Source organism: Mesorhizobium sp. dw_380 (assembly GCF_018588885.1).
GTDB lineage: Bacteria > Pseudomonadota > Alphaproteobacteria > Rhizobiales > Rhizobiaceae > Mesorhizobium.
In genome coordinates this window covers 240663-266451 of record NZ_JAFFIW010000003.1, presented here as the reverse complement: position 1 = coordinate 266451, position 25789 = coordinate 240663, and the positions used below count along the sequence as shown (strand labels likewise).

Genomic DNA, 25789 nt, shown 5'->3' with positions numbered 1-25789 from the left:
CCTCGCTTTCAGCGTGAAGCGACAGCCCCGAACACCTTGTCGCCGCCAATCCAGACGCTTCCTATGTCAAGGTCGTCCGACAGCGCAACGATATCCGCCGCCGTGCCATTGGCAAGGCGGCCAAGCCGATGCGATTGACCGATGGCCTGCGCCGGGTAGAGCGAGGCCATGCGCAAGGCTTCGGAGAGCTCGACACCAACGACGCCGTGCATGAACCGGACGGCCGAGATCATGTCCAGATCGGCACCCGCCAGCGTCCCGTCGGCAAGCCGCAGGCTGCCATCCCTACGGTAGATGGTGCGGCCGTTGAGGGTGAACGAGGTCATGTCGGTGCCGATCGTTGCCATCGCGTCAGTGACCAGCACGATCTTGCCCGGCCCTTGTTTGGCCTGCAGCGCGATCCTGATGGTGGTGGGATGGACGTGTATGCCGTCGGCGATCAGCCCGGCGGACAAGGTTCCGATGTCGATCGCGGTGCCCGCCAGCCCAGGCTCGCGGTTGCCGACCTGGCTCATCGCGTTGAACAGGTGGGTGACCACGCTGGCACCCGCTTCGGCGAAGATTTTTGCCGTGGCATAGCCAGTGTCGGAATGACCGAGGCTGACGATGATACCGGCCTTGGCCAATGCCGCGACGCGGGCCGGCTCGACGGATTCCGGCGCGACCGTGGTGAGCAGCACCGGCAGTTTCTGCCGCGCCGCGATCAGCATCGCCTGGTCGGCATCCGTCATCGGGCGGATCAGCGCCGGATCATGCGCGCCCTTGCGCGCGATCGACAGATGCGGGCCTTCGAGATGCAGGCCGAGGAAGCCCGGCACCTTTTGCCGCGCGGCCGCTTCGCCGGCAGCGATGGCAGCAGCGGTGATCTCCGGCGTGTCGGTGATCAGTGTCGGCAGCAGCGCCGTCGTGCCAAACGGTGCGTGCGCCCGGCAAATGGTTTCGATCGAGGCGACATCGGGGTGGTCGTTGAGCATGACGCCGCCGCCGCCATTGACCTGGATGTCGACGAAGCCCGGCACCAGCATGCCGCCGCCAGTGTCGACGGTGCGGATGTCCTGGGGTAGGGCGCCCTGGCGCAGGATCGCCTCGACAAGACCGTCGCGCACGACAAGCGCCGCGCCTTCATGCCAGTCGTCGCCGTCGAAAATACGGGCGCCAGTCAGCGCAAAACGGTCGCTCATACGGTCTCCGTCACCTTGCGAAGGTTGCGCGGCGTGTCCGGATCGAGGCCGCGGTGACGCGCGAACGCCTCGACGAACACGTAGAAGGAGACGATCAGCGTCAGCGGATCGGTCAGCGGGTGACCGGTGGCGACATGCGGCAGGCGCGTGGCGCGGTTGGCAAGCGCGGAGGTGACGAACACCGGCGCGCCCTTGGCCGCCAGGCCATCGGCGGCTTCGGCGATGGACGGTTCGGAGGCGTCGCGCGCGGCCAGCGCCAGCACTGGAAAATCGGGGCCGATCAGCGCCAGCGGGCCGTGCATGACTTCGGCGGCACTATAGGCCTCGGCATGCATGCCGCAGGTCTCCTTGAATTTCAGCGCCGCTTCGTTGGCCATCGCCGCGGATGGACCTCGGCCAAGGATGAACAGCGACTTCTGCTTCTCGATGGTTTCGGCGAGCACGCTCATCCAGTCGCAGGCGATCGCCTTGCCGAAATGCTGGGGTAAGCCGGCCAACGCCTTGAGAAGCGCTTCGTCGCCGGTGGAATGCGCCATCAGGGCAAGGCCGGCGACGGCTGAATTGACGAAGGTCTTGGTTGCCGCGACGCTGCGCTCGGGCCCGGCCAGGATGTCGATCGCATAGTCGGAGGCCCGCGCCAGCGGCGAATCGGCGGTGTTGGTGACGGCGATGGTCAGCGCGCCGCCGGCCCGTGCGGTTTCGGCCATGGCGACGATGTCGGGGCTCTTGCCCGACTGCGAGATCGCCAGGCAGGCGGAGCCGCCGAGCCGCAGCTTGCGGCCATAGATCGAAGCGATGGACGGGCCGACCGAAGCGACGGCAAGGCCGGCGGTCAATTCGACGGCATATTTCATGAAAGTGGCGGCATGGTCGGACGATCCGCGCGCCACGGTGACGACGAAATGCGGGTCGCGTTCCCGGATGCCGCGCCCGGCCTCGGCGAGCACGGCGCCGGAGCCATCGAGCAGGCGGGCCACGGCCTGCGGGATCTCCTCGATCTCGCGCAACATATGAGTTGGCTCTGTCGTCATGGTCGGCCCTCTTCGTTCGGCCCTGTCAGCCGCAGTTCGGCGACGAAATCATAGGCGTCGCCCCGGTAGATGGAGCGGGTGAATTCGATCACCTTGCCGCTCGCCAGGTAGGAAATACGCTCGATGTGCAGGCCGGCAATGCCTGGCGGCACTTCGAGCAGGCGCGCGTCGCTCTCGCCGAGATTGGCGGCCGAGATGCGCTGTACCGCCCGCACCGGCCGGTTGCCAGTGGTCTCCAGGGCCGCATAGAGCGACGAGCCGATCCCGGCCGGGTCGGGCAGCACGCTGGCCGACAGCGAGGCGCGTTCGATCGCCAGCGGCGTGTCATTGGCGATGCGCAGGCGCGCCACCCGCGCCACCAATTCGTTCGACGACAGGCCGAGCACCATCATTTCGTCGGGCGAAGGCGCGTAGAGGCCGCGGTCGAGCCAGGCCGAACGCACCGCCATGCCGCGCCGCGCCATGTCCTCGGTGAACGATGTCAGCCGCGACAGCGACTGCTCGACGCGTTCCATGCGCGGCGCCACGAAAGTGCCGGAGCCATGCCGCTGGACCAGAATGCCGCCCTTGACCAGATCCTGCACCGCCTTGCGCACGGTGACGCGCGAAATGTCGGCCTTGGTGGCGATGTCGCGCTCGGAAGGCAGCGCGTCACCCGGCCCGATCAGGCCGCGATTGACAGCGTCCTCGATGCTCTTGCGCAGCTGCAGATAGAGCGGCGCCCCGCTTTGCGAGGATTGCCTCAGCGCGGCGAAGATCTGGTCGGCGGCGTCGCTCATCGAGCCGCCTCCGAATGTCCAGCGAAAAGCCGCGCCGCCATCTGCACGGCGCCGCCCAACGCGTCGTCGCGCGGCGGCTTCAGCAGCGCCCGGTAACGTGCCGACAAGCGCGGCGCGTAAAGCGGAGCCAATCCACCCAGCAGGCAGAGCGGGGCGTCGTCCGAAAGGCCGAGCGCGCCGAGCGAGGCCTCGACGTCGCCGACCGCCTTGTCGACGATCCAGTTGGCGACGGCATCGCCCTTCTCGGCATGCTCGAACACCTTCGGCGCGAAGCCGCCGAAATCGCCGGGCTTGGCATTGGTGGTGAATTCGACCACGTCCTCGGGATTGTTGCGGAAGATGGCCATCATGGCGTCGGTCAGCGGCGTGCGCGCGCGCACGCCGTCATAGGCAAGCAGCGTCTGTTCGAGCAGGTCGCGGCCGATGCGGGCGCCGCTGCCCTGGTCGCCGACCTGGAAACCCCAGCCGCCGATGGCGCGCGATGTGCCGTTCCTGCGCGCCATATAGGCGGTGCCGGTGCCGAGGATCGCCATGGCGCCGTCACCGGAGCCGACGGCGCCTTCCAGCGCGATCTCGGCGTCGGTCTCGACCCGGCTGATGCTGAACGGCAGGATCGCTTCGAGCTGTTGCCGGTAGGTGCCGACATTGGCGCCGGCAAGCCCGAGAATGGCTGGTGTTTGCGGGATCAGCTCGGGATCCTGCCCGGCGGCGATGAAAGCCTGCCGCGCGGCGTCGACGATGTTCGAGCGGGCGCCGGTGAGGTCGGTGCGGATGTTGGCGGCGCCGCTTTTGGCGCGGCCGACGACAGCACCGTCCACATTTGCAAGGGCGGCCCTGCAGCTGGTGCCGCCGCCATCGATACCGAGCACGAATTTCACGCGATTTCTCCTCCGGGCGGATAATACCAATAAAATACCAATAGCCAAGGATTAATTTCCGTTTCAAAAAGATTAAGCCGTATTTTATTGAAAAACCTGCGCATTTCGCCGGCTCATCGTTCTCTTGTTCGCGAATTTGGTAATGCGTGTGGACAAGTGGTATTTTTTTGGTATTGTTCCGGTATCGGAGGAACCGGGATGGCTGAAACGCGCACCGAAGCGCTTCACAGAAATGCCGAGGGGCTGGACATCCAGGCCCCGGAAGCCATCCTTGCTTCGTTGGCCGACGCGCAGGTCGAAGCCGCGAAGGCCGTCCGCAATGCCATTCCTTCCATCGCCAGGGCAGCCGGGATCATCGCGCACAGGCTGAACAGCGGCGGCAAGCTTGCCTATGCCGCCGCCGGCAGTTCCGGCCTGATGGCGCTGGCCGACGCCTTGGAACTTCCCGGCACCTTCGGCATAAAGCGCGACCGCATCGCCATCCTGATCGCTGGCGGCCACGAGGCTTTCAGGGCGCTGGCCGGCGGGCCCGAGGATGATACCGAAGAGGCTGCGACGGCCGTCGCCAATGCCGGCATCGGCAAGGGCGATTGCCTGATCGCCATTTCCGCCAGCGGCACCACACCCTATGCCGTTCGGGCCATCGAGGAGGCCGCTCTCCGGGGCGCGGCCACCATCGGCATCGCCAACAACCGGGACTCGGCCCTGCTTCGTCAGGCCGAAACCGCCATCCTGCTCGAAACGCCGCCGGAAGTGATCGCCGGCTCGACGCGCATGGGCGCCGGCACCGCCCAGAAGATCGCGCTCAACATGCTGTCGACCCTGACCGCGGTCCATCTCGGCCACGTCCATGACGGCTACATGGTCAACCTCATGGCCGACAACATCAAGCTGCGCGACCGCGCGGCGCGCATCGTCGCCGCCATCAGCGGGCGCGGCAAGGACGAAGCGGCGAGCCTGCTCGAGAAGAGCGGCGGCGCGGTCAAGACCGCCATTCTGCTTGCCGCTGGCGCCGACAGCGCCGACGCGGCGCAGAAGATACTGGAAGAGGCCGGCCATAAGCTGCGGCCGGCCCTTTCCGCGCTGGGGCATGATCCCGAAAAGTGGAAACCGCTTTTCGGAAAAGATCATGCTCGAACAAAGAAATAGAGCTTGTTTCATCCCGATTTTCATCGGGGTGAAACAGGCTTGCGAGGGGAGCAAGGGGTCAAAAGCCTCTGTTCTCATCAAAACCGAACCTGAAAAAGGTCAACAGGGAGACTGAGCATGACAACGAAACTACTGACGGCACTGCTTCTGGGCACCAGCATTCTCGGCTCGGCCGGGGTTGCCTATGCCGAGGATGTAACGCTCAATATCGAAAGCTGGCGCGGCGACGATCTTGCCATCTGGAAGGACAAGCTGATCCCGGCCTTCGAAGCCAAGAACCCCGGCATCAAGGTGGTGTTCGCGCCGTCGGCGCCGACCGAATATGACGCCGCCCTCGGCGCCAAGCTCGCCGCCGGCTCGGCGGGCGACTTGATCACCTGCCGCCCGTTCGACAAGTCGCTCGAACTGTACAAGAAGGGCAACCTTGCCGACCTCTCCTCGCTGCCCGGCATGGAAAACTTTTCGCCGGTCGCCAAGTCCGCCTGGCAGACCGATGACGGCAAGGTAAGCTTCTGCGTGCCGATGGCCTCCGTCATCCACGGCTTCATCTACAACAAGGACGCCTTCGACAAGCTCGGTATCAAGGTGCCGACGACCCGCGACGAGTTCTTCGCGGCGCTCGACAAGATCAAGGCGGACGGCACCTATATCCCGATGGCCATGGGCACCAAGGACCTCTGGGAAGCCGCGACCATGGGCTACCAGAACATCGGCCCCAACTACTGGAAGGGCGAGGACGGCCGCCAGGCCCTGATCAAGGGCGAGCAGAAGCTGACCGACAAGGACTGGGTTGCTCCCTATGAGGAACTGGCCAAGTGGAAGCCGTATCTCGGCGACGGCTTCGAGGCGCAGACCTATCCGGACAGCCAGAACCTGTTCACGCTCGGCCGCGCCGCCATCTACCCGGCCGGCTCGTGGGAAATCGGCCTGTTCAACACCCAGGCCCAGTTCAAGATGGGCGCCTTCCCGCCGCCGGTCGAGAAGGCCGGCGACACCTGCTACATCTCGGACCATACCGATATCGGCATGGGCCTGAACGCGGCCTCCAAGCATGCGGACGCGGCCAAGACCTTCCTGTCCTGGGTGGCTTCGCCGGATTTCGCCACCATCTACGCCAACGCGCTGCCGGGCTTCTTCAGCCTGAACTCCTCGCCGGTGAAGATGGCAGACCCGCTGGCGCAGGAATTCGTCTCCTGGCGCGGCAAGTGCAAGTCGACGATCCGCTCGACCTACCAGATCCTGTCGCGCGGCACGCCGAACCTCGAGAACGAGACCTGGGTTGAATCGGCCAACGTCATCAACGGTACCGACACGCCCGAAGCTGCCGCCAAGAAGCTGCAGACGGGTCTCGACAGCTGGTATCATCCGGCGAAGTAAGAGCTCAGGCAACGGAGCCGGCCGGGCGCATGCCTGGCCGGTTCCGGACACCCTGGTTTTCAGAGTGAATCCGCTGAGATAGCGATTGTCGGCATTGCCTCGCGGCCTTACCCTTGCTCATCTTGGGAAGGCTAGCTGATCAGTCGCAGGCCTTTGTCATTGCCTTTCGGGTAAAGATTTCGGGCCGTGCATCGAGGCATCATCTAGCATCAACATCGTCTGGAACCGAGAGACGGCGGGGACCGAACTCATGGCCGCACAAACACGACCGAAAAGACCTGTTCGCTGGCACATCGGCATCTTCCTGGCGCCGGCGGTGCTCGTCTACACGGCGATCATGATCTTGCCGCTCGCCGGCACGCTGCAGCTGTCGCTGTTCCGCAACGTCAGCGAGTCGCAGGTCTTTGTCGGGTTGGGCAATTTCCGCACCCTGTTCGGCGATCCCAACTGGTCTGTGGGTTTCTGGAACGCGCTGAGGAACAATGTCTGGTTCTTCATCATTCACATGCTGGTGCAGAACCCGATCGGCGTCATGCTGGCGGCATTGCTGTCCAGCCCGAGGCTCAGATTCGCGGCCTTCTACCGCACGGCGATCTTCGTGCCGACCATCCTGTCCTTCGTCATCGTCGGCTTTGCCTGGAAGCTGATCCTGTCGCCGCTTTGGGGCGTGGCGCCGCATCTGCTCGACTTCGTCGGCCTGAAAAGCCTGTTCACCCCCTGGCTCGGCAAGGAACAATACGCGCTGATCGCGCTCAGCCTGATCTCGGTGTGGCAGTTCGTCGGCATCCCGATGATGCTGATCTACGCCGCCCTGCTGTCGATCCCAGAAGAGGTGATCGAGGCGGCCGAATGCGACGGCATCACCGGCCTGTCGCAGTTCTGGAAGATCAAGCTGCCGCTGATCCTGCCGTCGATCGGCATCATCTCGATCCTCACCTTCGTCGGCAATTTCAACGCCTTCGACCTGATCTACACCGCGCAGGGCGCGCTCGCCGGCCCGAACTACTCCACCGATATTCTCGGCACCTTCCTCTACCGCGCCTTCTTCGGCTTCCAGCTGCAGGTCGGCGACCCCAATATGGGCGCGGCAATCGCCACGATGATGTTCCTGATCATTCTCGGCGGCGTCTGCGTCTACCTCTTCCTCGTCCAGACGCGCCTGCGTCGCTACCAGTTCTAGAGGGCAAGAGATGAGCACCGCCACCCGTTCGCTCCCCCGCACCATCGGCGCTCACGCGATCCTTTTGACCTATACGGCGATCGCGCTGTTTCCGGTGATCCTCGTCATCTTGAATTCGTTCAAATCCCGCGCCGGCATCTTCGGCGCGCCGCTGACGCCGCCGACGCCCGGGACATTCGACCTGATTGGCTACACCACGGTGATCGGCCAGGGCGATTTCATCCACTATTTCCAGAACAGCCTCGTCGTCACTGTCGCCTCGCTGTTCTTCGTGCTGCTGTTCGGCGCCATGGCGGCGTTCGCGCTGTCGGAATACCGCTTCCGCGGCAATTCGATGATGGGGCTTTACCTCGCGCTCGGCATCATGATCCCGATCCGGCTCGGCACCGTCGCCATCCTGCAATTGATGGTGGCGAGCGGGCTGGTCAACACGTTGACGGCGCTGATCCTGGTCTATACCGCACAGGGCCTGCCGCTTGCCGTCTTCATCCTGTCGGAATTCATGAAGCAGGTCTCCGACGATCTGAAGAATGCCGGCCGCATCGACGGCCTGTCCGAATACACAATCTTCTTCCGCCTGGTGCTGCCGCTGGTCAGGCCATCGATGGCGACGGTCGCCGTCTTCACCATGATCCCGATCTGGAATGATCTGTGGTTCCCGCTGATCCTGGCGCCATCGGAAGAGACCAAGACGGTGACACTCGGCGCGCAGCTGTTCCTCGGCCAGTTCGTCACCAACTGGAACGCCATCCTGGCCGCACTCTCACTGGCGATCATGCCGGTGCTGATCCTCTATGTCATCTTTTCGCGCCAGCTGATCCGCGGCATCACGTCCGGAGCCGTCAAGTGAGCGGGGGACCTACAAATCTCGGTAGGAGCCTTCACCCCACCCGGCGCTTCGCGCCGACCTCCCCATCAAGGGGAGGTGGAAGGTCGCCGTTTCATTATCGACGGGTCCGAGGTTCAATTCGGAGCGTGAAGTTCACGCCAACGTCCTACCTCCCCTCGATGGGGAGGTCGGCGCGAAGCGCCGGGTGGGGTGACACCCTCTCGGGAGAAATCGGAATGTCTGGAGCAGCTCGGTGAACTCTAAGCCACCCCTCCGCGTCGTCGTCGCCGGCCTCGGCAATATGGGCCGCAGCCATGCGCTGGCCTATCACACCAATCCGGGCTTCGAGATCGCCGCGCTCATCAACCGCTCCGACGTGCCGTTGCCGGACGGGCTGTCGGGCTACGCCATAAGGCGATCCTTCGACGAGGTGCTGCGCGACGAGAAACCCGATGTTGCCTGCATCGCCACCTATTCCGACAGCCATGCCGACTATGCGATCAGGGCATTCGAAGCCGGCTGCCATGTCTTCGTCGAAAAGCCGTTGGCAACGACGGTGGCCGATGCCAAACGTGTTGTTGCCGCGGCCAAGGCCAATGGCAGAAAACTGGTGATCGGCTACATCCTGCGCCACCACCCGTCCTGGATCAGATTGATCGCCGAGGCGCGCAAGCTCGGCGGCCCCTACGTCTTCCGCATGAACCTCAACCAGCAATCCTCAGGCCACACCTGGGAGACGCACAAGCAGCTGATGCAGACGACATCGCCGATCGTCGATTGCGGCGTGCACTATCTCGACGTCATGCTGCAGATCACCGACGCCAAGCCGGTCGAGGTGCGCGGCATGGGGCTGCGGCTGACCGAGGAGGTGGCGCCGTCCATGTACAATTACGGTCATCTGCAGGTGCTGTTCGATGACGGTTCGGTCGGCTGGTATGAAGCCGGCTGGGGGCCGATGATTTCGGAAACGGCCTTCTTCGTGAAGGACGTCATCTCGCCCAATGGTTGCGTGTCGATCGTCATGAAGGAAGGTGTGAAGTCGGACGACATCGACACCCACACCAAGACCTCGACCATCCGCCTGCATAGTGCGGCGACCGGACCGGACGGCAAGTTCGCCAGGCCGGACGAGATGCTGTCGATGGCAGGCGAACCCGGCCACCAGGATCTCTGCGATCTCGAACAGGCCTTCGTGCTGAAGGCGATCCGCGAGGATCTGGACCTGACCCGCCACATGGACGACGCGGTGAAGTCGCTCGCCGTCTGCCTTGCCGCCGACGAGAGCGTGCGCAGCGGCGCAGCCGTGAAACTCTAGAACAGGGACGATGCCGTGGGCTCGCTGAAGATCGAGAATGTGAAGAAGGCGTTCGGGCCGGTCGAGGTGCTGAAGGGCATCGACCTCGAAGTGACGGATGGCGAATTCGTCGTCTTCGTCGGCCCGTCGGGCTGCGGCAAGTCGACCTTGCTCAGGGTCATTGCCGGACTGGAGGATTCGACCGCGGGCCGGGTGGTCATCGACGGTGCGGATGTTTCCGCCACGCCGCCGGCCAAGCGCGGCATTGCCATGGTGTTCCAGACCTATGCGCTCTATCCGCATCTGACGGTGAAGAACAATATGGGCCTGGGCCTCAAACAGGCCGGCACGCCGGCGGCCGAGATCGATCGCCGCATCGGCATCGCCTCCTCGATGCTGTCGCTGGAACCCTATCTTGAAAGGCGGCCGGCCGAACTCTCCGGCGGCCAGCGCCAGCGCGTCGCCATCGGCCGCGCCGTGGTGCGCGAGCCCAAGCTGTTCCTCTTCGACGAGCCGCTGTCGAACCTCGACGCCGCACTGCGCGTCAACACGCGGCTGGAAATCGCGCAGCTGCACCGCCGGCTGAAGGCGACGATGATCTACGTCACCCACGACCAGGTCGAGGCGATGACCTTGGCCGACAAGATCGTCGTGCTCAACGCCGGCCGCATCGAGCAGATCGGCGGCCCGATGGAACTCTACAATTCGCCGGCAAACGAGTTCGTCGCCGGCTTCATCGGCTCGCCGAAGATGAATTTCATCGACGGGGGCAGGCTTGGCGAAATTGCAAAAACCATCGGCGTGCGGCCCGAGCATCTGACCGTCGACCCGAAATCCGGCAGATGGAAGGGCACGGTCGTGCATGCCGAACATCTCGGCGCCGACACCAACCTCTATCTCGACTGCGAGAAAGCCGGGCTGATCACCGTGCGGATTTTCGGTGTGTATGATGCCGAGCCGGGTGCCACGCTTTACGCGACGCCGGACCCGGCGAGGACCTACCGCTTTGGGGCGGACGGGAAGACGATGAAGTAGTATCGCAACATAGGTTGGCGCTGCCCCTCATCCGCCTGCCGGCACCTTCTCCCCGTATAGTGACGGGGAGAAGGAAGATAGCTCCAGCGCCGGCGATTGGCGAAATCGTTGATCCCAGCGTCCTTCTCCCCGTTTACGGGGAGAAGATGGCGGCAGCCAGATGAGGGGCAGCGCTGACCTGTCGAGTAAAACGCCTACTCGTCCGCCTTGAACGTCTGCTTCTGCTGGCCTAGCCCTTCGATGCCCAGCTCCACCACGTCGCCAGCCTTCAAAAACACCGGCGGCTTCATGCCGAGCCCAACGCCGGGCGGGGTGCCGGTGGAGATGATGTCGCCGGGGTGCAGCGACATGAACTGGCTGAGATAGGAGACCAGATAGGCGACGCCATAGACCATGGTCCTGGTCGAGCCGTTCTGCATGGTCTTGCCGTTGACGGTCAGCCACATTTTGAGGTTTTGCGGGTCCGCGACCTCGTCCTTGGTCACCAGCCAGGGGCCGGTCGGACCAAACGTGTCGCAGCTCTTACCCTTGGTCCACTGGCCCTGTCGCTCGGCCTGGAAGGCGCGCTCGGAGACGTCGTGCGCGACGCAATAGCCGGCGACATGGTCGAGCGCGTCGGCTTCGCTGACATACTTTGCCGTCTTGCCGATGACCACGCCGAGCTCGACCTCCCAGTCGGTCTTTTCCGAGCCGCGCGGGATCAGCACGTCATCGTCGGGGCCGACAATGGCCGAGCTTGCCTTCATGAAGATGATCGGTTCCGGCGGCACGGTGGCGCCGGTCTCGGCGGCGTGGTCGGAATAGTTGAGACCGATGCAGATGAACTTGCCGGTGCCGGCGACACAGGCGCCGAGACGGGGCTTGCCGGAAACCGCCGGCAGCGATCTCGGATCGAGCTGGGCCAGTATGTCCAGCGAGGCCGGATGCAGCGTGGTGCCGGCAATGTCGGCGACATGGGCGGAGAGATCGCGGATCGTTCCATCCGCATCGAGCAGGCCGGGACGTTCGCTCCCAACCTCGCCATAGCGCAGCAGTTTCATTTAAACCCTTCTCCTGGTTGCGGCCGCGTGGCCCTTTGCAAACTCTCCGCCGAGGCGATGGCTCCTTGGGAAACCCTGCGGACCGTACCCATCGACCTAGTCCCGGGCAAGCGTGAGAACCATGCAGGGCAAATCGGCGAGCCGGATTTTCAGACTTCTCGATCCCCCGAAAACGCCAAAGCGGCCGGTGGTCAGATCGACCAGCCGCCATCGATGTTGTAGGCCTGCCCGGACGTGTATGTGGCGCCGGCCAGGTAGACGGCGAGATCGGCGATTTCCTCCGGCGTGCCGAGCCGGCCCATCGGCTGGCGGGCGATGAAGGCGGCGCGGGCGGCTTCGTAGTCACCTTGCGCATGCATGCGGTCCTGCAGTGATGGGCTCTCGACCGTGCCGGGGCAGATGGCGTTGCAACGTATGCCCTTGCCGACATAATCGGCGGCAATCGCCTTGGTCAGTCCAATCACGGCGGCCTTGGTGACGCCATAGGCGAAGCGGTTCGGCACGCCCTTGCCGGCGCCGGCAACCGACGACATGTTGATGATCGATCCGTCGCCGCGTTCCAACATGCCGGGCAGCACGGCGCGAATGGTGCGGATCATGGCGCGGACATTGAGGTTGAAGGCGAAATCGAGATCGCTGTCCTTCATCTCCAGGATCGAACCTGAATGGACGAAGCCGGCGCAGTTGAACAGCACGTCGACAACGCCGATATCGGCGAAGGCTGCGTTGACCGCTTCGTCGTTCAGCACATCCAGCTTGCGGGTGTTGATCCCGGAGGTCTTGGCGAGTTCGGCGAGAAGCGTCTCGTTGATATCGGTGGCGTAGACGGTGGCACCTGCCTTGGCAAAGGCCAGTGCGCTTGCCTTGCCGATGCCCTGCGCCGCTGCCGTGACGACAACGACCTTGCCTGCCAGATCCGCCATGCTGTTCTCCTCCTGGGTCAACTGCCTTTATCGGCGGCCGGCGAAGGCGTCATGGGCCAGTCACGAGCCATCGAGCGGCCTGCGCCGTGTCAGTTCACAGATAAAGATGTTTTTTCTCGTTAAAGAACATAAGTCCGGGCGTCAAGCCCGAACGCGATCACCATTGTGACAGCATGGAAATGTCAGTCGCCGTAAGGCACCCAGACATTCTTCACCTCGATGGCGCGGCGCAGGAAAGCATTGCCAGCCGCTTCGTTGGACGCCCAGTCCAGGCTGCGGCCATTGCCGCTCCAGACCCGCTTGAGGTTGCCGATTGAGTCAGCCTCCGCCTTGGCGCAGGTCTCGGCATCGGCGAACACCCAGAGCCCATCGACATCGTCATGCTTGGCCAGCACGCCGGCAAGTTCCGCCGTGCGTCCGGTGACGATGTTGATGGCGCCGGCCGGAACATCGGAATATTCGACCACCTGATAGAGATCGGTGGCGAGCAGCGGATACCGCTCTGATGGCACGACGACCACTGTGTTGCCCATGGCCAGTGCTGGCGCTATGAGCGAGATCAGGCCGAGCAGGGGCGAGGCGTCGGGCGCGACGATGCCGACGACGCCGACCGGTTCGTGTAGAGCCAGCGTCACGGAGCGCGCCGGCGGCTGGTGCACGCGGCCCTCGAACTTGTCGGCGAGCCCGGCATAGAGGAACAGCCGTTCGATCGACTGATCGACCTCCTCGCGCGCCGTCTTGGCATTGGCCCCGGTCAACTCGGTCAGACGGGCGGAAAACTCGCCGGCACGGCCGGAAAGATTCTCGGCCAGATAATAAAGCACTTGGGAGCGGTTGTACGCGGTCGCCTCCGGCCATGCCTTGCAGGCCCGTGCGGCCGCGACGGCGTCGCGGATATCCTTGCGGTTGCCGAGACCGACTTCGCCGGCCAGCTTACCCTTGGCGGTGGCAACGGCCAGCGAATAATTGCCGTCCGGCCGTACCTGCTTGCCGCCGATGAACAGTTTTGCCGTGCGGTCGATGGCCGCGCCGTCGGCCTGCTCGACCGGCTGCGCCGAGATCGTCGCCGGCTTGATGACCGGACCGATCGGCAGCTTTGCCTGGAGATACTCGAACATGCCTTCGCGCCCGCCCTCGCGGCCGAAGCCGCTTTCGCGGTAGCCGCCAAAACCGCAGGCGGCGTCGAACATGTTGGTGCCATTGACCCAGACGACACCGGCCTTGAGCTGCGGCGCGACATGCAGGGCAAGGTTGACATTTTCGCTCCACACCGAGGCGGCGAGCCCGTAGCGCGTGTTGTTGGCAAGCTCGATCGCTTCCTCGGTGTTGCGGAAGGTCATTGTCGCCAGCACCGGGCCGAACACTTCTTCCTGGGCAAGAATATTAGCCGGTGAAACGCCGGTGGCGAGCGTCGGCAGGTGATAGTACCCCGAGGAGGGCAGCGCCGCGTCCGGTTGCCAGCAGACAGCGCCCTGTCGGGCCCCTTCGGCGACCAGGCCTTTGACGCGGTCGAGCTGGGTCAGGTCGACCAGCGGGCCGATATCGGTGTTCTTGTCCAGCGGGCTGCCGACGCGCAGCCGGCTCATCCGCGTCTTGACCTTGGCGATCAAGGCTTCGGCAATGCCTTCCTGGACCAAGAGCCGCGAACCGGCGCAGCAGACCTGGCCCTGGTTGAACCAGATGCCGTCGACTAGGCCTTCCACGGCGCTGTCGAGATCGGCGTCCTCGAAGACGATGAAGGCCGACTTGCCGCCAAGCTCCAGCGACAGTTTCTTGCCCGACCCGGCGGTTGCCTTGCGGATGATCTTGCCGACCTCGGACGAGCCGGTGAAGGCGATCTTCTGGATGCCGGGATGGTTGACGATTGCCGCACCCGCTTCCGGGCCGCCCTGCACGATGTTGACGACGCCTTTCGGCACGCCGGCACGTTCGCAGATTTCGGCGAACAGGATAGCTGTCAGCGGAGTGAATTCGGCCGGCTTCAGCACCACCGTGCAGCCGGCGGCGAGTGCCGGCGCGATCTTCCAGGCCAGCATCAGCAGCGGAAAATTCCACGGGATGATCTGGCCGACGACGCCGACGCCCTTGTGATCGGGGAAATCCCTGTCCAGCGCCTGCGCCCAGCCGGCATGGTGGATGAAATGGCGGATCGCCAGCGGCACGTCGATGTCGCGGCTTTCGCGGATCGGCTTGCCGTTGTCGATAGTCTCAAGCACCGCGAACAGGCGTTGATGCCGCTGCATGGCGCGGCCGATGGCATAAAGTACTTTTGCCCTTTGGTAGCCTGAACTGGCGCTCCATTTGGGCAACGCTTTCGCGGCGGCCGCAATCGCCGCGTCGATATCGGCGGCGCTTGCATCCGACACCTTGGCCAGCAGCTTGCCGGAAGACGGCTCGCTGGTCTCGAAGGTCTTGCCACCGCTAGCCGCCTTCCACGCTCCGTCGATGAACAGCGCCTTGGAAAAATCCCGCGCAGCGAGCCAAGTATCGGCCTCGTTGCGAGCTTCCGGCGCCGGCCCGTACTCCATGGCGTGATAGCGTTCGAGAATGTTCATCAGGTGCCTCCTTCACCCTCCCGCTTGCGGGAAGGGTCGATCGGCAAAGCCGATCAGGGTGGGGTGCTCAAGCCATCGCGTGGCGGTGATTGGCCGAATAGTGCCCGGTCAGATGATGCTCAAGCTGGCGCTCGATGTCAGTCAGCAGGCTGGACGCGCCGAAGCGGAACAGCTCCGGCTCCAGCCATGGCCGGCCGAGTTCCTCCTTCATCAGCACCAGCCAGTCGAGCGAGGCTTTTGCCGTGGAAATGCCGCCGGCCGGCTTGAAGCCGATGAGATAGCCCGTCTCCTCGAAATAGGCCCTGATGGCGCGCACCATGGCGAGGCCGACGGGCAGCGTCGCGTTGACGCTTTCCTTGCCGGTCGAGGTCTTGATGAAGTCGGCACCCGCCATCATCGCCACCATCGAGGCCAGCATGACGTTGCGCAGCGTGGCGAGGTCGCCGGTGCCGAGAATGACCTTCAGATGCGCGTCACCGCAGGCGGCGCGCATCGAGACGATCTCGTTGTAGAGCTCCCGCCATTTGGCACCGAATACCAGCCCGCGCGGAATGACGACGTCGATCTCGTCGGCGCCGTCGCGCACCGAGGCCTCGATCTCCTGCAGCCGGGTCGACAGCGGCGCAAGGCCATGCGGAAAGGCGGTGGAGACGGCGGCGACATGGATGCCGGTGCCGCGCACGGCGTCCACTGCCGTGGCGACGAAGGGATGGTAGACGCAGACGGCCGCTGGCCGGATGGCTTCGCCCGCAATGCCAAGCCCCTCGACGATGTCGCGGCGGAACGGGTTGATCGCCTTGGCGCAGAGCCGGCGCACGCGCTCCTCGGTATCGTTGGAATTCAGCGTCGTCAGGTCCATGCAGGCAACGGCGCGCAGCAGCCAGGCCGCTTGGTTGTCGGCCTTGATCGAGCGCCGCTTGGTCAAGCTGGCGACGCGCCGCTCCAGCGCCGAACGGTTGACGCTGCGCACCGATTCCATGAAGCCGAGATCGAGTTTCATGCCGGGGTTGCGCGCGATGCGATGGTCCAGCGGAACTGTGGTGTTTGCGGCTGCACGCGCGGGCAGCGGCGTCACCTTGGTGCCAAGATCGGCTTCGCGGATTGTGCTGCTCATCTCCTGCCCTCTCATTCAGCGGCCTGCGCTCATGTCTTGGTGCGTGTCATTGTCCCAAAACCGCTCGACACGTCTTGGGCGACACGCACGAAGATAGCCCGCGAAGCCGCGCTTCACGAGTCCTCAAGCGAGGGATAGCGGAAAAAGGCCGCGAAAGCAGCTAATTTTTGACCGGAAGGTCAAAACTTGATTATCGAGGGAAGCGCCGTCCTCAGCCGACGAAGGCGCGCTCGACAACGAAAGTCGCGGGATGGCTGAGCGAGCCTTCCTGGAAGCCAAGGCTTTCGGCGAGTTCCTTGACGTCCTTGAGCATGTGCATCGAGCCGCAGATCATGATGCGGTCGGTCTCCGGATTGAGCTTTTCGATGCCGAGATCGCTGTAGAACTTGCCGGAGCCGATCAGCGCGGTGATGCGGCCCATGCGTGCCGACTCTTCGCGCGTCGTCGAATTGTAGAGCGTGACGCGGCCACCGGTCACTTCGCCGATCAGCGGATCGCTTTCCAGTGCCGCCACCAGCTCCTGGCCATAGGTCAGTTCGGCATTGTCGCGGCAGGTATGGGTCAGGATCAGCTGATCGAATTTCTCATAAGTGTCGGGGTCACGCAGCAGGCTGGCAAAGGGCGCGATGCCGGTGCCGGTCGAGATCATGAACAGCCGCTTGGCGGGGGTCAGCGCGTCGACCACCAGCGTGCCGGTCGACTTCTGGCGCATGATGACGGTGTCGCCGACCTGGATTTTCTGCAGTTCCGAGGTCAGCGGACCATCCGGCACCTTGATGGAGAAGAATTCGAGCTCTTCGTCCCAGGCCGGGCTTGCGACGGAATAGGCGCGGTACACTGGCTTTTCGGCATTGGGCAGGCCGATCATGACGAATTCGCCGGAGCGGAAGCGCAGCGACTGGGGACGGGTGATGCGGAACGAGAACAGCCGGTCGGTATAGTGCTTCACCGAGACGACGGTCTCGGCATAGACATTGGCCGGAATCGGAAACTGCAGCGGACGGGCGCTAGCGGTGTTGAACGCGGATGTGGTGTTCATCAAATCCAACCTTCTGGCCCAACTCACGGACGCGGGCACCAAACCTTTTCCTGCGCGCCCGAACCATTCAGGTCCCGGCGTGCTGCTCGCACACACTTCGAAGCGTCAGGCTCTTGGGGAAGCGGTAAGCTCTTGTGTCCGGAATTTATTAGTATACAAACGATATTTGCGTCAAGATGCCATCGTAAAACAGCTTTCCAAACTGTGACATATCGGTAGTCCCAGCATTTCGGGTTTCGACAATGAAAGAGAATTTTTCGGTGCAGCCGCCGGATTCCCTCGGCAGCGTCGTTGCCGGCATCGATGTCGGCGGAACCTTCACCGACCTGCTTCTGATCGATGGCAAGGACGGCGGCAAGGTGCACATCGCCAAGACCCCGACCACGGTCGACAACCAGGCGTTCGGCGTCGTTTCGGCGCTCGGCGCCACCGGTTTTCCGATCGACGGCATCGACCTCATCGTGCATGGCACGACCACCACCACCAATGCGGTGCTGGAACGCCGGCTGGCCAAGACCGGCATGATCACCACGCGCGGTTTTCGCGATGTGATCGAGCTCGGCCGGCGCACGCGGCCGCAGCCCTATGGCATGACAGGCACCTTCGTTCCGATCATTCCGCGCAATCTCAGGCTCGAAGTGTCGGAGCGCGTCGAGGCTTCGGGCGCGGTGCGCACCCCGCTCGACGAGGCCGAAATGCGCGAGGCGGTGAAGGCGCTGATCGCGGCCGGCTGCGAATCCCTCGTCATCCACTTCCTGCATTCCTACGCCAACCCTTCGCATGAGCGGCGCGCCGCCGAGATCGCCGCCGAGCTCTGGCCGAACGGCTACATCACATCAGGCCATGCGCTCTTGTCGGAAGCGCGCGAATTCGAGCGCGGCGTCACCGCTTCGGTCAACGCCTCGGTGCAGCCGATCCTCGAACGCTATGTCGAGCGGCTGCGCAAGGAACTGGGTGCCAAAGGCTATGCCCGTGACTTCCTGATCATGAACGGCAATGGCGGCATGATCTCGGCCCGCTTTGTCACACGTGAATCGGCCAAGACCGTGATGTCGGGCCCGGCCTCCGGCGTCATCGCCGCCGCCTATACGGGCAAGCGCGCCGGCTTCGAAAACCTCGTCACCTACGACATGGGCGGCACCTCGACCGATGTGGCGCTGATCCGCAACGCTGAGCCGGCGGTGTCGAACGAGATCGAGATCGAATATGCCATGCCGATCCATGTGCCAATGGTGGCGGTGCACACGGTCGGCGCCGGCGGCGGCTCGATTGCCCGCGTCGATGCGGCCGGCCTGATCCAGATCGGCCCGGAAAGTGCGGGCGCCAATCCCGGCCCGATCTGCTATGGGCGCGGCGGCCTGGAGCCGACCATCACCGATGCCAATCTGGTGCTCGGCCGGCTGGCGCCGAAAAAGCTGCTGGCCGTCGAAAACCCGGTCACATCAGAGCGCGTCACCGGCATCTTCGAGGACAAGATCGGCAAGGCCACCGGCCTGTCCGGTGTCGAGGCCGCGGGTGCGGTGCTCAGGCTCGGCAACATGAAGATGGCCGGCGCCATCCGCATGGTCTCGGTATCGCGCGGCCATGACCCCCGCGATTTCGCGCTGTTTGCCTTCGGCGGCGCCGGGCCGCTGCATGCCACCGCCCTGGCGCGCGAACTTGGCCTGCCCCGGGTGCTGGTGCCGGCTCGGCCCGGCATCACCAACGCGCTCGGCTGCGTCGTCGCCGATCTGCGCCATGATTTCGTCAACACCATCAACCAGCCTGTGGCCGTGCTCGATGAAACCCGGCTTTGCGAGGTATTGGAACGGCACCGAAACGAAGGCGAGGAGCTGATCGGCAAGGAAGCGGTGAAGCCGGAGACGATCCGCGTCACCCACTCCGCCGACATGCAGTTCGTCGGCCAGACCCATATCATCAACGTGCCGCTGCCGTCCTCGTCGGTGACTCGGCACGAACTGCAGCTTCTGTTCGAAAAAGCCTATTTCGCCCGCTTCAAGGTCGAGTTGCCGGAGATCCGCGCCAACCTCGTCAATCTGAACACCTCGGTCACCGGTGTCAGGCCGGCGATCGATCTGTCGCGACTGATCGATCCGGCCGGACGGGCGGAAACGCTCGACGACGCGCGGCGCGAGATCCGGCCGGTCTGGTACAGCGGCCACTGGCACGAAACGCCGGTCTATAGCAGGGAAAAGCTGCCGCTCGATGCGGTCATCGAAGGGCCGGCGATCCTCGAGCAGATGGACGCCACCACCGTGCTCGAACCCGGCGACCGCGCGCGCTGCGACGCCGACGGCAACATCATCATCGACATCGGCGAGGCCTGAGATGCCTGACATTGATATGGCAAAGCTCGACGCCATCACCCTTTCGGTCCTCCAGGCGGCCTTGCAGCAGGTCTGCGACGAGATGGACCTGACTTTTTCCCGCGCCGCCTTCTCGCCTGTGATCGCCGAGGCCAATGACCGTTCCGACGGCATCTATTCGGCCGTCGATGGTTCATTGATCGCGCAAGGCAGCCAGGGCCTGCCGGTGTTCGTCGGCGTCATGCAATATTCGACGAAAACGGTGATCGAGATGATTGCCGACGGTCGCTGCCTGGCTCCGGAGCCGGGCGACATCTACATCGTCAACGATCCCTATCTCGGCGGCACCCACCTGATGGATGTGCGCTTCGTCATGCCTGTCTACCGGGACGGCAAGATCTTCTGCTGGCTATCCAACACCGGTCACTGGCCCGACATTGGCGGCTCCGTACCGGGCGGTTTCTCAGCTTCGGCGACGGCGGTCGAGCAGGAAGGCCTGCGATTGCCGCCGGTCAAACTGTTCAAGAAGGGCGTGCTTGATCCCGAAATCTACGCCATCATCTGCTCCAACATCCGCGTCGCCGACCAGCGCATCGGCGACATCAGGGCCCAAGCCGCGGCACTGCTGATCGGCCAGGACCGGCTCAATGGCATCCTCGATCGTTACGGCGACGAAACCGTAGTCGAGGCGATCGCGGAGCTGCGCCGCCGCGCCGCCGAGCAGATGCGCGCCAACATAGCGGCCATTCCCGACGGCACCTACAGCTCCAAGGCGTTCGTCGATTCCGACGGCGTGGTCAACGAGCCGCTGACCATCGCGCTCGCCGTCGAGAAAAAGGGTGACACGCTGACCTTCGATTTCACAGGCTCGTCAAAGCCCTGCGCCGGGCCGATGAACAGCGTGCTGGCGACGACCTTGTCCTCTGTCTATCTCGCCATGCGCCACATTTTTCCCGACGTGCCGATCAGCGCCGGCGCTTTCGAGCCGCTTGAGGTCAAGCGGCCGGAGGGCACCTTCCTCGACGCCAGATATCCGCGACCGGTGTCTGGCTGCGCAGCCGAAGTGTCGCAGCGCATCGCCGAGGCGGTGTTCGCGGCCATGGTACAGGCATTGCCGGACAAGGTGACGGCAGCACCCGCCGGCTCCAGCGGCAATTTCGCGCTCGGCGGCAACGATCCGGCACGCGGCCGCGACTATGTCATGTACCAGATCTCCGGCGGCGGCTATGGCGGCAATTCAGGCCATGACGGCCTGACCAATGGCTGCTCGACCATCGGCATTTCCAAGTCGCCGCCGGTCGAGATCATGGAGCAGGCCTTTCCGGTGCTCTACCGACACTATGCCCTGCGCGAAGGCTCGGGCGGCGCCGGCAAGCATCGCGGCGGTTTCGGCCTCGCCTATGAGGTCGAGATCCTGCGCGGCGACGCCCGCGCTTCCTTCGTCATGGACCATGGCCGTTTCGGCCCGCAAGGCGCGCTTGGCGGCCGGGATGGCGCGGTCAACACGGTGACCGTCTTCCGCAACGGCGAGGAACATGTGCCGCCGCATTTGTCCAAGGAGCAGGACATCGCGCTCAGGGCCGGCGACCGGGTGCGGGTCGGCACGCCGGGCGGCGGCGGCTATGGCGATCCGCTGAAGCGCGATGCGGATCTGGTGCTGCGCGATGTGGCGCTGGGATACTATACGCCGGCGGAAGCCAGCGAAAAATTTGGGGTGGTGCTATCGGCGGGCGAACTTGCCGTTGACCGGAAAGCGACGGACAAGCAGCGCGCCGGCTAAAGCACGGCCGATCGCACGGCGTTCTTACCGCGCCGTGATCGCCGCAGCAGGGTTGCGCAGCTAGATGCTTCGACAATTGGCGATTTGCGGAAGCACCCATCGCTTCGTCATCCACGGGCGAAGCAAGGAGCGAAGCGACGCAGCGCAGACCCGAGGATCCATGCCGCGATTCCAATGCGTCACCACGGTGCGGAATTCTGTTCCGCTCTGCCCTTCGGCAAGGTCGCGGCATGGATCCTCGGGTCTCCGCGACGCCGCTTCGCGGCTGCTCCGCCCGTGGATGACGAAGTTTGGAGAAGCCGGCTCATCATCTGCGATCCAGCCGCGCCACCAGGCGGTCCCCCACCCACTGGATGCCGCAGACCAGCACGATCAGCACGATGACAACGGCGATCATGACCGACGTCTCGAAACGCTGGTAGCCATAGCGGATGGCGAGGTCGCCGAGGCCACCGGCACCGATGGCGCCGGCCATGGCCGAGGCGCCGATCAGCGTCACCAGCGTCACCGTAAAGCCGGCGACGATGCCGGGCAGCGCTTCGGGCACCAGCACTTCGCGGATGATCGTCCAGCGGTTGCCGCCCATGGCGCGCGCTGCCTCGATCAGGCCGTGGTCGACCTCGCGCAGCGACACTTCGGCGATACGCGCATAATAGGGCGTCGCGGCGATCGACAGCGGCACGATGGCCGCCCAGGTGCCGATCGAGGTGCCGACGATCAGCCTGGTCAGCGGGATCAGCGCCACCAGAAGGATGATGAAGGGTACCGAGCGGAAGCCGTTGATGACGGCGCCGAGCACACGGTTGACCCACAGGCTTTCGGCAATGCCGCCGCGTTCGGTGGAGATCAAGGCGAGCCCGAGCGGCAGGCCGAACACCAGCGAAATGAGGCCGGAGGCGGCCGTCATCAGCACCGTCTCCCAGATCGACCGCAGCAGAAGCTCAAACAGAATCGGCGACATGGCCAAGCACCTCCACCCGCGCCTGGCGGGTCTTCAGGAATGTGATCACCTCGGCGAGATGCCTTGCATCGCTGCCGGGAACAGAAAGGAACAGCGTGCCGACCGGCTGCTGCTGGACATGGTCGATGCCGCCATGGACCAGGCGGAACGGACCAGGGACGATTGCCGCGAGATCCGAGAGCAACGGACCGCGCGCGGCCTCGCCGGCCACGTCGACGCGCAGGATCGTCTCCGCGCCGGCCGCCGGCAGTAGCCGCGCCGACAGTTCGGCCGGCAGCCGCGGCCGGATCGCGCCAAGCAGGCTGCGTGTGACGTCGGAGCGCGGGTCGGCGAACACCGACCAGACCGGCCCTTCCTCGACAATGCGTCCGGCATCGATCACCGCCACGCGGTCGGCGATCGAGCGGATCACTTCCATCTCATGCGTGATCAAAAGGATGGTCAGGCCAAGCTGCCGGTTGATGTCTCTGAGTAAGGCAAGGATCGACCGCGTCGTCTCCGGGTCGAGCGCCGATGTCGCTTCATCCGACAAGAGCAGCGCCGGGCGCGCGGCCAGCGCCCTGGCGATGCCGACGCGCTGCTTCTGCCCGCCAGACAGCGACGCCGGATAGGCCTTTGCCTTCTCCGACAGGCCGACGAGGTCGAGCAGTTCGGCTGCACGTGCCAGCCGCTCCGCCTTCGGCCGCCCCTCGATCTTCAGCGGCAGCGCTACATTGTCCTCGACGGTCTTGGCCGACAGCAGGTTGAAGTGCTGGAAGATCATGCCGATACGCCGCCGCAGCGGCTGCAGGTCGCGCTCGCCGAGCCGGCTGATCTCGCGGCCCTCGATGACCACCTCGCCGGAATCAGGCCGCTCCAGCCCGTTCAAACAGCGGATCAATGTCGACTTGCCGGCGCCGCTGCGGCCGATAATGCCGAGAATCTCGCCCTTGCGCACCGTCAGCGAGATGCCGTCGAGCGCTGCCGTTGCGCCAAAACGGCGCTTCAGGTCGACAAGGCGCACCACGTCTTGCGGTGGTGCGTCGGCCTGACCTGATGCCTCGGCGGTTGCGGTGAAATGCTGGTTCATACGCGGATCCCGAAAAATACGATTGCGGCCCGCGCCTTGCGCGGACCGCCTTTTCTGTCGGAGCAGGCACGTCAGGGCCCGGATGGTCTCAATAGGCGCTGAGACCGGTGCCCTTGTAGACCTTGTCGAACTCGGCTTTCACGGCTTCATTCTGGTAGGAGGCGACCAGCGTCTTCACCCAGGCCTCGTTTTCATTGCCGACCTTGACCGCGATGAAGTTGCGGTACGGATTGTCCGCGATCGGCTCCTGCGCGATGCGGTTTTCAGGCGTCAGGCCGCTTTTCAGCGCCCAGTCGGTGTTGACCACGGCCGCGTCGAGATCCTCGACCGAGCGGCCGACGATGCCGGCGTCGAGTTCCTTGATCTCGACCTTCTTGGGGTTTTCCGCGATGTCGGCGGTGGTGGCGAGAATGCCGGTGCCATCCTTCAGCTTGATCACGCCCTCGTTCTGCAGCACGCGCAGCGCCCGGCCTTCATTGGACGGGTCGTTGGGCACGCCGATCACCGCGCCCTCGGGCAGGTCGGCGACCGCTTTGTGCTTCTTGGAGTAGAGGCCGATCGGCCAGACGCCGGTGTAACCGACGCGCACGATGTGGTAGCCCTGCGTCTTGATCTGGTTGTCGAGATAGGGCTGGTGCTGGAAGGCGTTGGCGTCGATCTCGCCGCGCTCCAGCGCCTCGTTGGGCTGGGTGTAGTCGTTGAACACCACGGTCTCGATGGTGAGGCCCTTTTCGGCAGCCTGCGCGACGACGACGCGCCACACATCCTCGTCCTCGCCGCTGATGATGCCGACCTTGATCGCCTTCTTGTCCTCGGCGAAGGATGCATGGGGCGCCATCAGGCTGCCGATCGCGATGGCGGAGGCGAACAGCAGAGCAAGGCCGGTGCGCCGGTTCAGGGTTGACCAAGGGGAAGATGGCAAAGTGTTGTTGACGTCGGACATGATTGATCTCTGCGGTTGTGAAGTCATGGCAGCAAGGCGGATTGCCCAGGCTTGGTCACATCGTCAGAAATTCTATCGATCTTATCAAAGAACGTGTTTCGCCGATCTCGTCAAAGTTGGGAATATTCTCTCAAAAATCCTGAGGCAGCGAGCACAAGACGCCGCTGACCTTGGCATCGAGATTGGAGAAGCGAGGTGCCGCGTCTCGTTCCCGGACTGTCGCTCGATCCGCTGGAGACCTGATCGACGGCGAAAACCGACTGTCCGCCGGTTCGTCGCCCCGGAAGTTTTGACGGCGCTTGCGTTGACAGACCGCCCTCGCGATTAGCGCAGCGCCCGTCGCTTCGTCATCACATGGGCGGAGCGCGGCGACGCGCAATCCTCGATACAGCAGCCATGGCCACTTTTTCGTGAAGCCACACGGGTTGATCCGCTCGCCCGTTTGCTTAGGTAAAGAACGCGGCCGGGCGCCACGCAAATCCGACAATCGGTATGACATTTTCCTGTATTCGAAAGCTTGCCCTTCCTGGCCTCGTCGTGGTCGTCCAGTCTTCCTGCGTCGTTCCCGACGACACGTCGCGCATCGCCAAGGTTGACCCCACGGCGGCTGCGGCCCGCAAGGAGATGGTCGGCCTCAGCGAAGCCGACGTTCGAATGTGCGCGGGGTTTCCGACCGCCACGGCGGATGTCGGCCACTCCGGGCAGATCTGGACTTATCAGCGTGTCGTCCAGCGGGGCAATCTCAGCGTCGTCGTTCCCGCCCTGGCCGTGGGGGCGATCCCGACGGTCGGCGGTTCCGTCAATGTCGCTCCCGGCGGCTATTGCAACACGCAGATTCGCATGGTCGGCGGCCGCGTCGCAGAAGTCGCCTATGCCGGCGACAACAATTTGCCGAACGAGCGCGACGCGCTTTGTGTCAGCACGGTGGACGCCTGTGTGGCCTATGCCCGCCAGCACAATCCCCGTCAGCACAATCAGAGAGCGACAGCCAGGTAGCCGAGGTCACGATTCGTCCCGGGCAGCGAAAAACAGATGGCAAGCCGTGGCGCTGCATGTCGATGCCGGTAAGGCTGCCGCTAGAGCAATTCCAGGAAAAGTGTGAAACGGTTTTCAGTCCGGTGCAGGCGCGGGTGCTCGATCTGTTGCAGGATATCGGCAACGGCCATCTCGTCGCCGCTGAGGGCTGAGGAGCTTGTTGCCTGCGCAAAACTCCGCGCCGCTTCGGACATGAAATCCGCAACGGCCCCTTGCCGTTCATGCTCATCTTGCTCATGTTCAATACCGCTTGCTGGTGATCGTTGGGGGGCGATCAGGTTCATAATGGGA

22 protein-coding genes are annotated in these 25789 nt (G+C 64.2%); 9 read left to right on the top strand and 13 right to left on the bottom strand.

Going from position 1 to position 25789, the window contains the following annotated elements; genetic code table 11:
* Positions 1-8: 8 nt before the first annotated feature.
* Genes nagA through JT360_RS04595 form a run of 4 tightly spaced genes read right to left on the bottom strand, consistent with a single transcriptional unit; the run spans position 9 to position 3869 of the window.
* Positions 9-1181, bottom strand: coding sequence for an N-acetylglucosamine-6-phosphate deacetylase (gene nagA, locus JT360_RS04610; protein ID WP_214470361.1), 1173 nt, complete (start codon positions 1179-1181; stop codon positions 9-11).
* Positions 1178-2212 carry an SIS domain-containing protein gene (locus JT360_RS04605; RefSeq protein WP_214470360.1) on the bottom strand — a complete coding sequence of 345 codons (1035 nt, stop codon included), beginning with the start codon at positions 2210-2212 and terminating at the stop codon, positions 1178-1180. Before JT360_RS04605 ends, nagA begins: the two co-directional genes overlap by 4 nt.
* Complete coding sequence (locus JT360_RS04600; RefSeq protein ID WP_214470359.1) at positions 2209-2991, bottom strand: GntR family transcriptional regulator; 783 nt, start codon at positions 2989-2991, stop codon at positions 2209-2211. The genes JT360_RS04605 and JT360_RS04600 overlap by 4 nt, the downstream gene beginning before the upstream one ends.
* On the bottom strand, positions 2988-3869 hold the full coding sequence (locus tag JT360_RS04595) for a glucosamine kinase nucleotide-binding domain-containing protein (RefSeq protein WP_214470358.1): 882 nt from the start codon (positions 3867-3869) through the stop codon (positions 2988-2990). Before JT360_RS04595 ends, JT360_RS04600 begins: the two co-directional genes overlap by 4 nt.
* 198 nt (positions 3870-4067) lie before the next feature.
* Here JT360_RS04595 and JT360_RS04590 point away from each other — a divergent pair, with 198 nt between their 5' ends.
* The 6 genes from JT360_RS04590 to JT360_RS04565 all read left to right on the top strand — a co-directional run bounded on the left by JT360_RS04590 (position 4068) and on the right by JT360_RS04565 (position 10733).
* On the top strand, positions 4068-5018 hold the full coding sequence (locus JT360_RS04590; RefSeq protein ID WP_214470357.1) for an N-acetylmuramic acid 6-phosphate etherase: 951 nt from the start codon (positions 4068-4070) through the stop codon (positions 5016-5018).
* A 117-nt stretch (positions 5019-5135) separates the two neighbouring features.
* Positions 5136-6395, top strand: a complete 1260-nt coding sequence (locus JT360_RS04585) for an ABC transporter substrate-binding protein (protein WP_214470356.1) — start codon at positions 5136-5138, stop codon at positions 6393-6395.
* 250 nt (positions 6396-6645) lie between these two features.
* The gene (locus JT360_RS04580; RefSeq protein WP_214470355.1) at positions 6646-7575 is read left to right on the top strand and encodes a carbohydrate ABC transporter permease; all 930 of its coding nucleotides are present in this window, start codon (positions 6646-6648) and stop codon (positions 7573-7575) included.
* Between the two features lie 10 nt (positions 7576-7585).
* Entirely contained in the window at positions 7586-8425 is an 840-nt protein-coding gene (locus JT360_RS04575) for a carbohydrate ABC transporter permease (RefSeq protein WP_214470354.1), read from the top strand.
* A gap of 232 nt (positions 8426-8657) precedes the next feature.
* Positions 8658-9719, top strand: coding sequence for a Gfo/Idh/MocA family protein (locus JT360_RS04570; protein WP_214470353.1), 1062 nt, complete (start codon positions 8658-8660; stop codon positions 9717-9719).
* 15 nt (positions 9720-9734) lie between these two features.
* A complete protein-coding gene (locus JT360_RS04565; RefSeq protein ID WP_214470352.1) occupies positions 9735-10733 on the top strand; it encodes an ABC transporter ATP-binding protein in 999 nt (332 codons plus the stop codon).
* A 194-nt stretch (positions 10734-10927) separates the two neighbouring features.
* Here JT360_RS04565 and JT360_RS04560 read toward each other — a convergent pair whose 3' ends face one another.
* The 5 genes from JT360_RS04560 to JT360_RS04540 form a co-directional block, all read right to left on the bottom strand.
* A complete protein-coding gene (locus JT360_RS04560; protein ID WP_214470351.1) occupies positions 10928-11773 on the bottom strand; it encodes a fumarylacetoacetate hydrolase family protein in 846 nt (281 codons plus the stop codon).
* 191 nt (positions 11774-11964) lie between these two features.
* On the bottom strand, positions 11965-12696 hold the full coding sequence (locus JT360_RS04555; protein WP_214470350.1) for an SDR family oxidoreductase: 732 nt from the start codon (positions 12694-12696) through the stop codon (positions 11965-11967).
* Positions 12697-12878: 182 nt separating this feature from the next.
* Positions 12879-15251 (bottom strand): aldehyde dehydrogenase family protein, encoded by a 2373-nt coding sequence (locus tag JT360_RS04550; protein ID WP_214470349.1) that lies wholly within the window; start codon positions 15249-15251, stop codon positions 12879-12881.
* A gap of 67 nt (positions 15252-15318) precedes the next feature.
* On the bottom strand, positions 15319-16365 hold the full coding sequence (gene deoC, locus JT360_RS04545; RefSeq protein WP_214470348.1) for a deoxyribose-phosphate aldolase: 1047 nt from the start codon (positions 16363-16365) through the stop codon (positions 15319-15321).
* A 211-nt stretch (positions 16366-16576) separates the two neighbouring features.
* Positions 16577-17404, bottom strand: coding sequence for a ferredoxin--NADP reductase (locus JT360_RS04540; protein WP_214470347.1), 828 nt, complete (start codon positions 17402-17404; stop codon positions 16577-16579).
* Between the two features lie 242 nt (positions 17405-17646).
* On the opposite strand from JT360_RS04540, the gene JT360_RS04535 reads away from it, so the two are divergent.
* Both JT360_RS04535 and JT360_RS04530 read left to right on the top strand, forming a co-directional pair.
* The gene (locus JT360_RS04535) at positions 17647-19731 is read left to right on the top strand and encodes a hydantoinase/oxoprolinase family protein (RefSeq protein WP_214470346.1); all 2085 of its coding nucleotides are present in this window, start codon (positions 17647-17649) and stop codon (positions 19729-19731) included.
* A gap of 16 nt (positions 19732-19747) precedes the next feature.
* Complete coding sequence (locus tag JT360_RS04530; protein ID WP_214470423.1) at positions 19748-21490, top strand: hydantoinase B/oxoprolinase family protein; 1743 nt, start codon at positions 19748-19750, stop codon at positions 21488-21490.
* Positions 21491-21797: 307 nt separating this feature from the next.
* Here the strand turns inward: JT360_RS04530 and JT360_RS04525 are convergent, their stop codons facing one another.
* From JT360_RS04525 to JT360_RS04515, 3 genes are all read right to left on the bottom strand, one after another.
* Positions 21798-22451, bottom strand: a complete 654-nt coding sequence (locus JT360_RS04525; protein ID WP_214470345.1) for a methionine ABC transporter permease — start codon at positions 22449-22451, stop codon at positions 21798-21800.
* A complete protein-coding gene (locus tag JT360_RS04520; RefSeq protein WP_214470344.1) occupies positions 22432-23520 on the bottom strand; it encodes a methionine ABC transporter ATP-binding protein in 1089 nt (362 codons plus the stop codon). The genes JT360_RS04525 and JT360_RS04520 overlap by 20 nt, the downstream gene beginning before the upstream one ends.
* Positions 23521-23608: 88 nt before the next feature.
* Positions 23609-24463, bottom strand: a complete 855-nt coding sequence (locus tag JT360_RS04515) for a MetQ/NlpA family lipoprotein (protein ID WP_214470343.1) — start codon at positions 24461-24463, stop codon at positions 23609-23611.
* A 492-nt stretch (positions 24464-24955) separates the two neighbouring features.
* Here JT360_RS04515 and JT360_RS04510 point away from each other — a divergent pair, with 492 nt between their 5' ends.
* Positions 24956-25459, top strand: coding sequence for a hypothetical protein (locus JT360_RS04510; RefSeq protein WP_214470342.1), 504 nt, complete (start codon positions 24956-24958; stop codon positions 25457-25459).
* Positions 25460-25539: 80 nt separating this feature from the next.
* Here the strand turns inward: JT360_RS04510 and JT360_RS04505 are convergent, their stop codons facing one another.
* A complete protein-coding gene (locus tag JT360_RS04505) occupies positions 25540-25782 on the bottom strand; it encodes a hypothetical protein (protein WP_214470341.1) in 243 nt (80 codons plus the stop codon).
* Positions 25783-25789: the final 7 nt, after the last annotated feature.

Coding starts and splice junctions, on each gene's coding strand:
- nagA (WP_214470361.1), bottom strand. CDS start 1,181: ATGAGCGACCGTTTTGCGCTGACTGGCGCCCGTATTTTCGACGGCGAC.
- JT360_RS04555 (WP_214470350.1), bottom strand. CDS start 12,696: ATGGCGGATCTGGCAGGCAAGGTCGTTGTCGTCACGGCAGCGGCGCAG.
- deoC (WP_214470348.1), bottom strand. CDS start 16,365: ATGAGCAGCACAATCCGCGAAGCCGATCTTGGCACCAAGGTGACGCCG.
- JT360_RS04540 (WP_214470347.1), bottom strand. CDS start 17,404: ATGAACACCACATCCGCGTTCAACACCGCTAGCGCCCGTCCGCTGCAG.
- JT360_RS04550 (WP_214470349.1), bottom strand. CDS start 15,251: ATGAACATTCTCGAACGCTATCACGCCATGGAGTACGGGCCGGCGCCG.
- JT360_RS04585 (WP_214470356.1), top strand. CDS start 5,136: ATGACAACGAAACTACTGACGGCACTGCTTCTGGGCACCAGCATTCTC.
- JT360_RS04520 (WP_214470344.1), bottom strand. CDS start 23,520: ATGAACCAGCATTTCACCGCAACCGCCGAGGCATCAGGTCAGGCCGAC.
- JT360_RS04580 (WP_214470355.1), top strand. CDS start 6,646: ATGGCCGCACAAACACGACCGAAAAGACCTGTTCGCTGGCACATCGGC.
- JT360_RS04515 (WP_214470343.1), bottom strand. CDS start 24,463: ATGTCCGACGTCAACAACACTTTGCCATCTTCCCCTTGGTCAACCCTG.
- JT360_RS04525 (WP_214470345.1), bottom strand. CDS start 22,451: ATGTCGCCGATTCTGTTTGAGCTTCTGCTGCGGTCGATCTGGGAGACG.
- JT360_RS04510 (WP_214470342.1), top strand. CDS start 24,956: ATGACATTTTCCTGTATTCGAAAGCTTGCCCTTCCTGGCCTCGTCGTG.
- JT360_RS04575 (WP_214470354.1), top strand. CDS start 7,586: ATGAGCACCGCCACCCGTTCGCTCCCCCGCACCATCGGCGCTCACGCG.
- JT360_RS04530 (WP_214470423.1), top strand. CDS start 19,748: ATGGCAAAGCTCGACGCCATCACCCTTTCGGTCCTCCAGGCGGCCTTG.
- JT360_RS04605 (WP_214470360.1), bottom strand. CDS start 2,212: ATGACGACAGAGCCAACTCATATGTTGCGCGAGATCGAGGAGATCCCG.
- JT360_RS04560 (WP_214470351.1), bottom strand. CDS start 11,773: ATGAAACTGCTGCGCTATGGCGAGGTTGGGAGCGAACGTCCCGGCCTG.
- JT360_RS04600 (WP_214470359.1), bottom strand. CDS start 2,991: ATGAGCGACGCCGCCGACCAGATCTTCGCCGCGCTGAGGCAATCCTCG.
- JT360_RS04535 (WP_214470346.1), top strand. CDS start 17,647: ATGAAAGAGAATTTTTCGGTGCAGCCGCCGGATTCCCTCGGCAGCGTC.
- JT360_RS04590 (WP_214470357.1), top strand. CDS start 4,068: ATGGCTGAAACGCGCACCGAAGCGCTTCACAGAAATGCCGAGGGGCTG.
- JT360_RS04505 (WP_214470341.1), bottom strand. CDS start 25,782: ATGAACCTGATCGCCCCCCAACGATCACCAGCAAGCGGTATTGAACAT.